Origin of the sequence: Caulobacter sp. (assembly GCF_049283275.1) — a bacterium.
Classification (GTDB): domain Bacteria; phylum Pseudomonadota; class Alphaproteobacteria; order Caulobacterales; family Caulobacteraceae; genus Caulobacter.
In genome coordinates, this window is sequence record NZ_JBAPVS010000148.1 from 1 (window position 1) to 12269 (window position 12269).

A 12269-nucleotide genomic window follows, 5' to 3' on the forward strand; every position below is an offset into this window, starting at 1 on the left:
GGGGGAGCATCTGGTCACGCAGATCCTCCCCCTTTGGGGGAGCTGTCGCGAAGCGACTGAGGGGGCCTTCGGCGCCTAGATCCGCGACCACATCGCCGGCCGTTCGGGAGCCGGACCGAGACGATCCAGCGTCGCCGAGCGTAGCGCCAACACGCCGCCTTCCAGCGCCCGCCAAACCTTCATTCGTCCACTGACGACAACCCGTTCGTCCCAGGCGGCGTCGCCGGCCTTCACCACGTCCAGTCCGATCTGGCGATAGACTCCGCGCGCCGCCCCGATCGCCCAGGCGCAGCGCAGCGGCAGATCGCGCAGACCCCAGCGGGCCGAGGCGTAGTAAGGTTCGGCGGCGTCGACCAGGCGCTTGGCCAGGACCGCCACGGCGGCCCGGTGGGCTGGATCCGCGACCGCGGTCTCCGGCACGCCCAACTCGGCCAGCCAGTCGCCGGGCACGTAGACCCGGCCGTTCCTGGCGTCCTCGACGATGTCGCGGGCGATGTTGGTCAGCTGGAAGGCCAGGCCCAGGTCCTGGGCGCGGCGCAGGGTGGACAGGGCGTCGGGCTTCACGCCCATGACCAGGGCCATCATCGTGCCGACCACCCCGGCCACGCCCCAGCAATATTCCAACAGCTGGTCGAGCGTGGCGTAGCGGCGGCCTGCGACGTCCATGGCGAAGCCGTCGATCATGTCCAAGGCGTAGCGCTCGGGGATGCCCCGTCGCAGGGCCACGGTCTGGAAGGCGGCGAACACCGGGTCGGTCGGGGTCCGGCCCGCCATGGCCGCGCGGGTCTGGGCGTAGAGGGCCTCCAGCCGGGCCGGGGCGTCGGCCACCGGGCTCATGCCGTGGCCCAGGGTCTGGCCGTCGATCACGTCGTCGCAGTGGCGGCACCAAGCGTACAGCATCTCGGCGTCGGCCCGGGTCTGGGCGTCGAACAGGGCGGCGGCGGCGGCGAAGCTCTTGCTGCCCTTCTGGATCGCTTCACGGCCCTGGGCCTCCAGGGAATGCGTCGCCAGATCGCTCATGCGGGAACGTAGTCGTCGATCATCAACCCCGCCGTCGCCTTGGCCGATCCCACGACGCCCGGAATGCCCGCGCCAGGGTGCGTCCCGGCCCCGACGAAATAGAGATTGGGGATCACGTCGTCGCGGTTGTGGGTGCGGAAGAAGGCGCTCTGGGTCAGGATCGGCTCCAGCGAGAAGGCCGCGCCCTTCCAGGCGTTGAGGTCGGTCACGAAGTCGTCCGGGGTGATGAAGCGGCTGGTGACCAGATCGGCCGAAAGTCCTGGAATATAATGCTTTTCCAGATAGGCCAGGATTTTGTCACGGTACTTCGGGCCTTCCACCGACCAGTCGATGTCGGCCGTCTTCAGGTTGGGCACCGGCGACAGGGCATAGAAGGTCGAACAGCCTTCCGGGGCCATGGCCGGATCGCTGGCGGTGGGATGGTGCAGATACAGCGAGAAGTCGTCGGCCAGGCCGTCCTTGCCGTAGATCTCGCCGATCAACTCGCGATAGCGATTGCCGAAGCAGATGGTGTGGTGGCGGATTTCGGGGTGGGTGGTCTTCAGTCCGAAATAGACCACGAACAGCGACGGGCTCCAGCGCTTGGCCTCCAGGGCCTTGCCGACCTTCTTGCCCCTGGGGTCGTCCGCAAGAAGATGGCGATAGGTGTGCATGACGTCGGCGTTGGAGGCGACGGTGTCGAAGGCTTCGAACTGGCCGTCGGCGCGGATCACGCCGGTGACGCGACCGGCCTGGGTGGTGATCTTCTGGATCGGCGCGGCCAGACGGATCGTCCCGCCCAGATCCTCCAGCAGCTTCACCAGCGCCCGGATCAGGGCATGGGTGCCGCCGCGCGGGAACCAGACGCCGCCGCGCCGTTCCAGAGCGTGGATCAGGGCGTAGATCGACGAGGTGGCAAAAGGGCTGCCGCCGACCAGCAGGCTGTGGAACGACAGAGCCTGGCGCACGTGCTCGTCCTTCACGAAGCCGGCGACCTTGTCATAGACGCTGCGCCAGGCCTGCAGCTTCATCAGGGCCGGAGCGCTGGCGATCATGCTGCCGAAGTCGAGGAACGGCACGGCGCCCAGCTCGACATAGCCCTTTTGGTACAGTTCTTCGGAATAGGCGTGGAAGCGCCGATAGCCCGCGACGTCGGCCGGATTGCGGGCGGCGATCTGGCGGTCCAGCTCGGCCTGGTCATTGGCGTAGTCGAAGACGTCGCCATCCTCCCAGACCAGGCGGTAGAACGGATCGACCGGCAGCAGTTCGACATAGTCCTCGATGCGGCGGCCAGAGAGCGCGAAAAGCTCTTTCAGACAGTCGGGATCGGTGATGACGGTGGGGCCAGCGTCGAAGGTGAAGCCCTCGTCGTGCCAGACATAGGCCCGACCGCCCGGCTTCTCGCGGCCTTCGAAGACGGTGACGTCGAAGCCCGAGGACTGCAGGCGGATCGCCAAGGCCAGGCCGCCAAAACCCGCGCCGATGACGGCGGCCTTGGGCTTTGCCTGGAACTGGGATGTCGTCGTCATGCGTCTTGTCTCCGGAGCACTGAGTTTTCGCCCAGGCATCTGACGGCCGCCGAGATCGGCACCGGCGGCTTGCCGATCAGGATCCGCGCCTTGTCCCATCGGGTCAGGCGCGCGGCGTAGAAGCGTTGGATAAGGCCTGGCGACAGGCGGTAGAAGCGCTCCAGAACCTTGTAGCGGTTCCCCGGCGCGCAGGCCCGGAACAGCATGCGGTTGAGCAGGCGAAAGAAGCCTCGCCGCCGCCAGACCGTCTTGGACTGGGCCTCGACGCAGGCGCGGACGCTGGCGCTGGTGATCTGGGGCAGGGCGGCCACGGCCTCGGCCAGGCGCGCGGCGTCGGGCAGGGAATAGCCGGTGGTCGGCTGGAACAGGGCGGCGCGCAGGCCCACCGCGGCGATGTGCGGCTGGGCCTCGCGCCAATAGGCGTCGATGTCGCCGCCCAGGGCGATCGGCAGGACGCCGCCCTCCTCGCGCTCGACCTCGGCGATGGTCCACCCCTGGGCCTCGGCGTAGTCGGCGATCGCGGCGCGCAGGGCCGGGCGGTCCAGGTCCGGGCCGTCGCTGTAGCGGGTGTCCTCGATCAGCAGGCGCATGCCGTCCAGCGGCAGGACGTAGACAAAGCGGTAGCCGTCCTCCTGCGAAACCGTGGCGTCCATGATGATCGGCCGGGTCAGACCGTGCGGCGCGGTCAGGCGCACGCCCTGGCCGACGAACTTCTGGTAGCCCAGCGCCAGGCTGCGGCTCTTGCGGGGGCCCCGCCCGTCGATCACCGCCCCCGCCGCGATGGTCCGGCCGTCGGCCAGGGTGACCTGGTGGGGATCGACTTGGGACACCGTGGCGTCCAGCCAGGCGTCGTCGCCCAGCACGGCGCTCAGCAGCCTGTGCAAGCGCTCGGAGGTGATGGCCAGGTAGTCGGTCGGCAGTTGGCGGCTGTGTCCGGGAAAGCGGACCTCGTAGCCGGACCAGCGATGAACGATCAGCGGCCGCAGCCAGTCGGCCTCGACCGTGTCGACATCGGTGGCGAAGTGGCACCACGTGTGCTCGCCGCCGATGGTGGGGCCCTGTTCCAGCAAGATCACGCGCAGGTGCGGCCGCAGGCGTTTCAGCCGCAGGGCGATCAGACCGTTGGCCAGTCCGCCGCCCACCAGGACGACGTCGGCGCGCTGGGTCGGGGGCGCGAAGACCATGGTTCGGCTCTACCACGATTGGGCGAAGCTCGAGCGACTTCTGATGCGCGACCCGCACATATTGCGTGCGACCGGGGGAGACTCCCGGAGCGCGACGCGCTCCAGTTTTTTCATTCGAGCTTTTTTTGCCTCGTTCAGATGTTCCATCCGAACGGGAAAAGCTCTACCCACGGCCAACAGGAGACGCCGATGTCGCAAGCCAGAATCATCGACGGCAAGGCCTTCGCGGCCCAGCTTCGCGAACAGGTCGCCGTCGAGGTCGCCGCCTTGAAGGCCCAGCACGGCCTGACGCCGGGCCTGGCCGTGGTGCTGGTCGGCGAGGACCCCGCCAGCCAGGTCTATGTGCGCAGCAAGGGCGAGCAGACGACGGCCGCCGGCATGCATTCCGAAACCCACCGCCTGCCGGCTGAAACCTCGCAGGCCGAGCTGCTGTCGCTGGTCGATCGCCTTAACGACGACCCGGCCATCCACGGGATTCTGGTGCAGTTCCCCGTGCCGGATCACATGAGCCAGGCGGCCATCGTCGCGGCGATCTCGCCTGACAAGGATGTCGACGGCCTGACCGTGACCAACGCCGGGCGCCTGGCCAGCGGCCTGCCGGCCCTGACCGCCTGCACCCCGGCCGGCTGCATGGTGCTGCTCAAGGACGTGGTCGGCGATCTTCGCGGCAAGCGGGCGGTGGTGATCGGCCGCTCCAACCTGATGGGCAAGCCCATGGCCCAGCTGCTGCTGGCCGCCGACTGCACCGTGACCATCGCCCACTCGCGCACCCAGGACCTGGCCGCCGTCTGCCGCGAGGCCGACATCCTGGTGGCGGCCGTGGGGCGACCGCAGATGGTCAAGGGCGACTGGATCAAGCCGGGGGCGACGGTCATCGACGTCGGCATCAACCGCCTGCCGGCCCGCGATCCGGAAGCCGCGGCCGCCGGCAAGACCCGCCTGGTCGGCGATGTCGACTTCGAGGCGGCCAAGGCGGTGGCCGGCGCCATCACCCCCGTGCCGGGCGGGGTGGGGCCGATGACCATCGCCATGCTGCTGGCCAACACCGTCAGCGCCGCCAAGCGCCTGAACGGGATCGCCGAATAGTGCGCTCCCCCGAGACCTTGGCGGTTGTTCTGGCCTTGAGCCTGGCGGGCTGTTCCAAGCCCATCCCGCCCGCGCCGACGCCCGAGCAGGCCCTGGCGCTGGCTCCGACCGACGCCAGGCTGGCGGCGCTGTACGGCGAATCCTGCAAGGCCTGCCACGCCATCCCCGGCACGGGCGCTCCGCTGGTCCATGACCGCAAGGCCTGGGATCCGCGCTGGAAGCAGGGCGAGTCGGTGCTGCTGGACCACGCCGTCCAGGGTTTCGCGGCCATGCCGGCCGGCGGGCAATGCGCCGCTTGCACCCCGGACGATTTCAACGCTCTCATACGCTTCATGGCGGGGCGCGAAGACCCCGCGCGATAGTTCGCTGGGGGGACGCATGAAGGTTTCGAGACGAGGGGCGCTCCTCGCGGGCGCCGGGCTGGGCGCGGCGGCGGTCGGCGGCGGTTACGCGGTCGCGACCCACGACAAGCCCGAGCCGCCATCTCCTCCGACCACCGACGCCAAGGGCCGCTTGCTGTGGCGCAACTGGTCGGGCGTCCAGCACGCCTATCCCTCGGCTCGCCTCGCGCCCAAGACGGAAGCCGAGCTGGCCTTGGCCCTGAAGACCGCCCTGGCCCCGATCCGGCCGGTGGGGGCGGGCCATTCTTTCACCGCCCTGGCGCCCACCGACGGGACCCTGGTGTCGCTGGACTCGCTGTCGGGGATCATCGCCTGGGAAGGCGATGCGGCGATCGTCGCGGCGGGCACGCGGCTGGGCGCTCTGGGCCCGGCCCTGGCGGCCAAGGGCAGGGCCATGGCCAATCTGCCCGACATCAACAAGCAGGCCCTGGCCGGGGCCCTGGCCACCGCCACCCACGGCACGGGCGCGACGATCAAGGCCCTGCACGGCGAGGTCACGGCCCTGCGGCTGGTGACTCCCAAGGGCGAGGCCATCGATTGCGACGCCGAGACGAACGCCGACATCTTCCAGGCCGCCAAGGTCTCGCTGGGCGCGCTGGGCGTGATCACCCAGGTCCGGCTGAACACCACGGCCAACCGTCGGCTGGAGCGCAATGTCTGGCTGGAGCCGTTCGAGGACGCCTTGGCCAAAGCCGAGGAGCGCTGGGCCAGGCACCGCAATTTCGAGTTCTACGCCGTGCCGTTCACGGGCCTGGCCGCCTGCATCAGCCACGACGAGACCGACGCGCCGGCCCTGCCGCGCGGTCCGGACCAGGACACCGTCTTCCTCGACGCTCTGAAGGGGCTGCGCAACCTGCTGGGTTTCTCGGCCCCGCTGCGCAAGGCCGCCGCCCAGGCCTTGCTGGGCGGAACCAAGCCTGAAAAGGCGATCGACGAGGGCTGGAAGCTGCTGTCCACCGAGCGTCCGGTGCGCTTCAACGAGATGGAGTTCCACCTGCCGGCCAAGGTCCAGCTGAAGGCCCTGGCCGAGATCGTGGCGACCATCGAGAAGGAACGTCCCGACGTGTTCTTCCCGATCGAATGCCGTCGCATCGCCCCCGACGACGCCTGGCTGTCGCCGTTTCAAGGCGAACCTCGGGGCTCCATCGCCGTCCATGCCCACTACAAGGACGACTTCGCCTTCCTCTACACCCTGATCGAGCCGATCTTCCGCCGCTACGACGGTCGGCCGCACTGGGGCAAGCTGCACAGCGTGACGGGCGACCAATTGGCCGCGCTCTATCCGCGCTGGAACGATTTCCTGAAGGTGCGGGCGGCGCTGGATCCGGAGGGGCGGATGCTCAATCCCTACCTGAAGGGCCTGTTCGGAGTTTGAGTCCCGATCAGTCGGGGACCTTCCGGGACCAGCAGTCCTTGAGCTCGGGCAGCGCGGCCCGCCACCAGGCGGCGATGGGAGAATCGACGTTTCCGTCGATGCGCAGACCGCCGCGCGCGTCGTTCGGATAGACGGCAAAGTTCAGCCACAGCTCGTGGCTCTCGCCGTCGGTGACAAGCGACAGCTCGCGAGGCCGGCCAAGGCCTGGAATGTTGGCGACGGGCGCGGGCAGGGCCTCAAGCGTCTCCAGCATGGGCCGCACGGACGGGCAGGAGCGGGAATCCGCCCATTGGACGGCGGTCGGCGTCCGCATCCCGCCGGTGGCGCGCCGGACAACCCAGTAGGGCGTCCGCGACCGACCCGAACCGGTCCAATCCGTGTAGAAACTGCTCACCGACCACGCGCGGCTCAAGGCCGCCAGGGTGTTCAGCCCGCCGAACGGGCCGCGCCCGTTCACGGTCACCTCGACGGCTTCGGCCTTGGCCTTCTGGAAGTCGTCATTGGACGCGGCCCCGACGCGCTGGGGGATCAGCGGGCTCGCCAGAGCGGCCACCAGAAAGGTCTTCAGCCAGAATTTGGACATGCCTGTCTCCACCGTGGACAGGTTCAAATTAGCGATCGGATCGGTTCGCGCCTAGCGAGCGTCGGGCGGCATGGATCAGACAGACAAAAGGCCCCGGCGTGGACCGGGGCCTTCGTCGGGAGTTTCGTTTTGAAGGCCGGTCAGCCCGCCAGATACGTCGCCACGCGGCCTTCCAGTTCGGCGGCCAGGATCTTGCCCACCGGGTGGGTGTCGACCCTGATGTCGTCGCGGACGCAAGCCTTGATAGCGTCGATGTGGCCGTCGACCAGGAACATCGGCGCCGACAGACGCGTCTCCGGTTCGTCGATCAGCCGGCACAACGACGCGGCCAGGCGGGTGATCAGCGGGAAGTCGTAGGTGGAGCCCAGGCCCTTCAGGTCATGGGCGCGCAGGTAGAGGGTCTCGACCGTCTCAGCGGTCAGCCCTTGGGCTCGGACCTCTTGGCGGGCGGCGTCGAGCTTGACGATCTCGTCGTTGAGCCACTGGCTGAAGTTGCCCGAGAGGCTCTTCAAGGCCGCTTCGGCCTTGGCGATGGCCGCGGTGTCGATGCCGCCACGCCCTCCAACCTTGAGCTTTAGCATGTTCGGCACCTGAATTACTTCAGCGGCGGACTTGTTGGTCACGGACGCTTCCCCCTAAACATGGGTGTGGAATGTAGGGTCAAGGCGTTAACATTAGATGAGACGCCCGTTTCTGCCCTGACCAGTAGACAACAGTACCCTGACCTATGACTCTTCGTGCCTTCAGGCCGAGAACTGCTCGGTCAGAACCCGTTCCTCAAGGCTTCGACCGGCGTCGAAGAGCATGGAGAGACTGGCGCTGCTGTCCTCGGCGATGTGGACCTCGACGACGTCGCGAACCTCGAAATTGTCGGCCACGGCGCTGACGGGTCTCTTATCGCATTCCAAGATCTCGAACGTCACCCGCGCCGTCTGCGGCAAAAGCGCGCCACGCCAGCGTCGGGGACGGAACGCGCTGATCGGGGTGAGGGCCAGGACCTGGGCGCCGATCGGGATGATCGGCCCGTGGGCGGATAGATTATAGGCGGTGGAGCCGGCGGGGGTGGCCAGCAGCACGCCGTCGCAGACCAGTTCGCCCATCCGCACCTTGCCGTCGATGCTGATCCGCAGTTTGGCGGTCTGGCGGGTTTGGCGCAGCAGCGACACCTCGTTGATGGCCAGGGCCCGGTGTTGTTTGCGGTTGGCGTCGATGGCGACCATGGCCAATGGATGGATCACGGCCCGTTCGGCGGCGTTGATCCGTTCCAGCAGGTCGTCCTCGCTGTACTCGTTCATCAGGAAGCCGACCGAGCCGCGGTTCATGCCGTAGATCGGCGTCTGACGCTGCAGGGTGTCGTGCAAGGTCTCCAGCATGAAGCCGTCGCCGCCGAGCGCCACGATCACCTGGGCGGCGTCGTCGCCGACGTCGCCATAACGCGCGATCAGCCGCTCGCGCGCCTCCTGCGCCTCGGGGCGGTCACTGGCCTTGAAGGTCAGACGAGTCACGAAGGGCAGGGGCTGGAACATTGCGCCAAGTGGCTGGATCGGCGACGGGTTGTCAAACTTGATGGCGCCGAGAATCCAAGCCCACAAAGCGTTGTCGTCGCGCGCTGCGCGCTTGTCCGGGATCGCAGGGATTGTGTGACGCGGACTTTAGGCCGCGCTGACGGCCTGACGGAACGCCATCGCCGCGATGTCGGGCGCGAACGGCCCGAAGGCGCCGCTGGCCTTGCGGGCCGCTTCGGCCCCGCCGCCGGGAAGTCCGCCGTTCAGCTCGCGCACGAGGGCCAGGATGGTCGGGAAGACGCTGCGGTCGATGCCGACCGCCGAGCAAGCCAGGGCCAGCAGTTCGGGGCGGTTGCTGTCGACCGCGCGCCGCACCTGGCGGATCTCGAAGCCGCCCAGACGCGCCAGGGCGAACACGAACAGCGGCAGGCGGCGTTCGCGCAGCACCCGCATCAAGTAGCCGGGCCGCAGTTGATCGGCCGCATTCAGCTTCTCGACCAGGGCCGCCTCCATCGCTTCGCGATCCTCCTCCGGCTCGTCGGCAGGCCTGTCGGTGGGCGGCTCGCCCGCATGGGCGGCGTGCAGCGAGGCCTCGACCGCCCTGGCCATCTTGTCGGGATCCAACTGGAAGCGGGCGGTCAGGGTGTCGCGCAGGGTGTCGCCCACCCACAGATAGAGTTGCTCGGCCAGATCGCCGGACAGATTGGAGCGTCGGGCCAGAGGCAGACGCAGGGCGACGACCTCGCGGGCTCTGTCGACCAGTCGGCGCAGGCCGTCGGGTGAGATCTGGGCGGTGGGGTTGGAGGCCAGGGCGGTCAGCACGGCCGACTCGTCCTTGGTCAGGATCGCCTCGACCACGGCGGGCGACAGCCGCGGGCGGCGGGCGACCTCGATCTGGTGCTCCAGCGTGGCCTGGACCAACAGGCGGATCAGGTCCTGATCCTGCAGGATGGGGCTGCTGGCGATGATCGGGCGGGCGATCTCGATCTCGTCGAGGGCCAGGATGTTGATCAGGGCCGGCGGCGCCCAGGCGGCGTCGGCCAGGCTCTGGGCCAGACGGGCGCGGATGTCGCGCTCGGCTTCGACCACCAAGGTCATGAAGATCGAGTCGAGCAGGGCCTGGACTTCGGGCGCGGTCCGATGGCCCGCGGCCTGGCTGGCGTCGCACATCTCCACGATGCCGGCGAGCAAACGCTCGCGGTCGGCCGGCTCGCGGCTGCGGGCCAGGGACAAGAGCTGTGCGGTCTGGGCGGCCTGGTTCACCGGCCTCCTCGAAATCCAAGCTTAACCAATACGGACCTTGGCGGCGTCAGATGAAAACATGCTTAAACAGGGTAATGCATGACGCGCCCCGGGACGAGTGTCGCGGGCCACAGGATCACAACGTCGGAAAGACCGGCAGGGAGATGCAAGACGCATGGGCCAACCTCTGATCCTCGCGCTCGATCAGGGCACCACCAGCACCCGGGCGATCCTGTTCCAGACCGACGGCAAGCCCCTCTCCGAGGCCAGTCGGCCGCTGCGCCAGAGCTATCCGCGCGACGGCTGGGTCGAGCATGACGCGGAGGAGATCTACGCCGCGTGCGTGGCCGTGCTGCGTGACACGGTCGAGACGTACGGCCGCGACAGCGCCGACATCGTCGCCCTGGGCGTCACCAATCAGCGCGAGACGGCGGTGGTCTGGGACAAGGCCACCGGCCGCCCCATCCATCCCGCCATCGTCTGGCAGGACCGCCGCACGGCCGATGTCTGCGACCGCCTGCGCGACGCGGGCCACGAGCTGGCCGTCACCGCCGTCACCGGCCTGCTTCTGGACCCCTATTTCTCCGGGACCAAGATCGCCTGGATCCTGGACAAGATCCCCGACGCGCGGCGGCGGGCCGAGGCGGGCGAGCTGTTGTGCGGCACGATCGATAGTTGGGTCATTTGGAGGCTGACGGGAAAATCCGCGCACGTCACCGACGCCACCAACGCCTCGCGCACCCTGTTGTTCGACATCCAGACACAGGATTGGTCGGACCAGATGCTGGCCCTGTTCAACGTGCCGCGCGCCCTGTTGCCGACGGTGCTGGACTGCGCGGCCGACTACGGCCAGGTGACGCCGGACATCCTGGGCCGCCCTCTGCCGATCCGCGGCGTGGCCGGCGACCAGCAGGCGGCGCTGATGGGGCAGGGCTGCATCCATCCCGGCGAGATGAAGGTCACCTACGGCACCGGCGGCTTCATGCTGGTCAACACCGGCGAGGATCGTCCGCATTCGGCCTCGCGCCTGCTGACCACGGTGGCGGCGCGCGTTTCGGGGAAGGTGAGTTACGCCCTGGAGGGCTCGATCTTCGTGGCCGGGGCGGCGATCCAGTGGCTGAACGAGGGGCTTGGCGTCCGCAACGGACCGCGCGGCGCCGAGGCCCTGGCCCGAACAGCGCGCGAGGACCATGCCGTGGTCGTGGTGCCGGCCTTCACCGGCCTGGGGGCACCCTGGTGGGACGCCGAGGCGCGCGGCGCGATTTTCGGCCTGACGCGCGACTCCGGCGCGGCCGAGATCGCCCAGGCCACCTTCGACTCCTGCATCTTCCAGGGGCGCGATCTGATCGAGGCCATGCGGGCCGACGCCCCTTCGGCGTTCGACGAAGCGGCCTTGCGCATCGACGGCGGCATGGCCAAGAGCGCCTGGTTCAGCCAGCGCCTGGCCGACCTGACCGGAATCCCGGTGCATCGCGCCAGCTACCAGGAGACCACCGCCCTGGGCGCGGCGCTGTTCGCCGGGGTGGGGGCGGGGGTCTATGCCTCGGTCGAAGAGGCGGTGAAGGCGCGTCCGGAAGCGGAATTGCTGACGCCGGCGGTGGATAGGGTCACCCGCGAGGCGGCCTATGCGCGATGGCTGGATGCGCTGGCGAGGGTGCGTTCCTAGTCACCCTGCCTCCGAGACAGGGTTCAGTTTTCGTCCAGATACCCCTTCACCCGCGCGAACAGGTCTTCGAACATCGGCGTCGTCAGCCGCCCGGTGTTCGTGTTCAGCCGCGAGCAGTGATAGCTGTTGAACACCCGGTAGGGCCCCGCCTGGAACTCGGTGCCGTGGCCGGGCAGGCCCGCCGAGGCCTTCAGGCCCAGCGCCTTCAAGAGATTGCGGCGCGAGACGTCGCCCAGGGTGACGATGGCCTTGAGGTTGGGGAACATCTCCAGCCGGGCGGTCAGGAACGGGCGGCAGTTGTTCTCCTCGGAGGTCTCGGGCTTGTTGCCGGGCGGGGCGCAGCGGACGGCGTTGGTCACCGCGGCGCCGATCAGTTTCAACGAGTCGTCGGGCCGGGCCTCGAACTTGCCGGTCGCGAAGCCGTACTTGATCAGGGTGTCGTAAAGCAGGGTCCCGGCGAAGTCGCCGGTGAACGGCCGGCCGGTGCGGTTGGCGCCCTTGCGGCCGGGCGCCAGGCCCACGACCAGCAGCCGCGCCTGATGGTCGCCGAACGACGGGGCCGGACCGTTGAACCAGTCGGGATAGAGGTCCTGGTTCTCGCGGCGATAGGCCACCAGGCGCGGGCACAGCGGGCAATCGCGCGGCGGCTCGGCGGGCGAGGGCACGACCTCGCCGGGGATGTTGGAATGCTGGCCCATG

Annotated in this window: 12 protein-coding genes; 4 read left to right on the forward strand and 8 right to left on the reverse strand. The window is 68.7% G+C overall.

Annotated elements, in window-relative coordinates; translation table 11 throughout:
* Window positions 1-75: 75 nt before the first annotated feature.
* The 3 genes from WAL33_RS07795 to crtY are packed head-to-tail and all read right to left on the reverse strand — an operon-like array spanning window position 76 to window position 3712.
* Window positions 76-1020, reverse strand: a complete 945-nt coding sequence (locus WAL33_RS07795) for a phytoene/squalene synthase family protein (protein WP_422180135.1) — start codon at window positions 1018-1020, stop codon at window positions 76-78.
* The gene (locus tag WAL33_RS07800; protein ID WP_422180137.1) at window positions 1017-2528 is read right to left on the reverse strand and encodes a phytoene desaturase; all 1512 of its coding nucleotides are present in this window, start codon (window positions 2526-2528) and stop codon (window positions 1017-1019) included. Before WAL33_RS07800 ends, WAL33_RS07795 begins: the two co-directional genes overlap by 4 nt.
* Window positions 2525-3712 carry a lycopene beta-cyclase CrtY gene (gene crtY / locus WAL33_RS07805; protein ID WP_422180139.1) on the reverse strand — a complete coding sequence of 396 codons (1188 nt, stop codon included), beginning with the start codon at window positions 3710-3712 and terminating at the stop codon, window positions 2525-2527. The genes WAL33_RS07800 and crtY overlap by 4 nt, the downstream gene beginning before the upstream one ends.
* A 189-nt stretch (window positions 3713-3901) precedes the next feature.
* Between crtY and folD the strand changes: the two genes are divergently transcribed.
* Genes folD through WAL33_RS07820 form a run of 3 tightly spaced genes read left to right on the forward strand, consistent with a single transcriptional unit; the run spans window position 3902 to window position 6574 of the window.
* On the forward strand, window positions 3902-4798 hold the full coding sequence (gene folD, locus WAL33_RS07810; RefSeq protein WP_422180141.1) for a bifunctional methylenetetrahydrofolate dehydrogenase/methenyltetrahydrofolate cyclohydrolase FolD: 897 nt from the start codon (window positions 3902-3904) through the stop codon (window positions 4796-4798).
* A 17-nt stretch (window positions 4799-4815) separates the two neighbouring features.
* A complete protein-coding gene (locus tag WAL33_RS07815) occupies window positions 4816-5160 on the forward strand; it encodes a c-type cytochrome (protein ID WP_422180189.1) in 345 nt (114 codons plus the stop codon).
* Between the two features lie 16 nt (window positions 5161-5176).
* Window positions 5177-6574, forward strand: a complete 1398-nt coding sequence (locus WAL33_RS07820) for a D-arabinono-1,4-lactone oxidase (protein ID WP_422180143.1) — start codon at window positions 5177-5179, stop codon at window positions 6572-6574.
* A gap of 7 nt (window positions 6575-6581) precedes the next feature.
* Here the strand turns inward: WAL33_RS07820 and WAL33_RS07825 are convergent, their stop codons facing one another.
* The 4 genes from WAL33_RS07825 to WAL33_RS07840 form a co-directional block, all read right to left on the reverse strand.
* Window positions 6582-7157 (reverse strand): hypothetical protein, encoded by a 576-nt coding sequence (locus tag WAL33_RS07825; protein ID WP_422180145.1) that lies wholly within the window; start codon window positions 7155-7157, stop codon window positions 6582-6584.
* Between the two features lie 140 nt (window positions 7158-7297).
* Window positions 7298-7780, reverse strand: coding sequence for an Hpt domain-containing protein (locus tag WAL33_RS07830; protein WP_422180147.1), 483 nt, complete (start codon window positions 7778-7780; stop codon window positions 7298-7300).
* 120 nt (window positions 7781-7900) lie between these two features.
* On the reverse strand, window positions 7901-8683 hold the full coding sequence (locus WAL33_RS07835) for an NAD kinase (protein ID WP_422180148.1): 783 nt from the start codon (window positions 8681-8683) through the stop codon (window positions 7901-7903).
* A gap of 126 nt (window positions 8684-8809) precedes the next feature.
* Complete coding sequence (locus tag WAL33_RS07840) at window positions 8810-9925, reverse strand: DUF2336 domain-containing protein (RefSeq protein WP_422180150.1); 1116 nt, start codon at window positions 9923-9925, stop codon at window positions 8810-8812.
* 154 nt (window positions 9926-10079) lie between these two features.
* Here WAL33_RS07840 and glpK point away from each other — a divergent pair, with 154 nt between their 5' ends.
* On the forward strand, window positions 10080-11570 hold the full coding sequence (gene glpK, locus WAL33_RS07845; RefSeq protein WP_422180152.1) for a glycerol kinase GlpK: 1491 nt from the start codon (window positions 10080-10082) through the stop codon (window positions 11568-11570).
* Window positions 11571-11593: 23 nt separating this feature from the next.
* Here the strand turns inward: glpK and WAL33_RS07850 are convergent, their stop codons facing one another.
* On the reverse strand, window positions 11594-12268 hold the full coding sequence (locus tag WAL33_RS07850) for a uracil-DNA glycosylase (protein WP_422180154.1): 675 nt from the start codon (window positions 12266-12268) through the stop codon (window positions 11594-11596).
* Window position 12269 lies beyond the last annotated feature (1 nt).

Bases quoted from the DNA above. Each gene is read 5' to 3' on its own strand.
- WAL33_RS07800 (WP_422180137.1), bottom strand. From the start codon at position 2,528: ATGACGACGACATCCCAGTTCCAGGCAAAGCCCAAGGCCGCCGTCATC.
- WAL33_RS07850 (WP_422180154.1), bottom strand. From the start codon at position 12,268: ATGGGCCAGCATTCCAACATCCCCGGCGAGGTCGTGCCCTCGCCCGCC.
- WAL33_RS07835 (WP_422180148.1), bottom strand. From the start codon at position 8,683: ATGTTCCAGCCCCTGCCCTTCGTGACTCGTCTGACCTTCAAGGCCAGT.
- glpK (WP_422180152.1), top strand. From the start codon at position 10,080: ATGGGCCAACCTCTGATCCTCGCGCTCGATCAGGGCACCACCAGCACC.
- WAL33_RS07795 (WP_422180135.1), bottom strand. From the start codon at position 1,020: ATGAGCGATCTGGCGACGCATTCCCTGGAGGCCCAGGGCCGTGAAGCG.
- folD (WP_422180141.1), top strand. From the start codon at position 3,902: ATGTCGCAAGCCAGAATCATCGACGGCAAGGCCTTCGCGGCCCAGCTT.
- crtY (WP_422180139.1), bottom strand. From the start codon at position 3,712: ATGGTCTTCGCGCCCCCGACCCAGCGCGCCGACGTCGTCCTGGTGGGC.
- WAL33_RS07825 (WP_422180145.1), bottom strand. From the start codon at position 7,157: ATGTCCAAATTCTGGCTGAAGACCTTTCTGGTGGCCGCTCTGGCGAGC.
- WAL33_RS07820 (WP_422180143.1), top strand. From the start codon at position 5,177: ATGAAGGTTTCGAGACGAGGGGCGCTCCTCGCGGGCGCCGGGCTGGGC.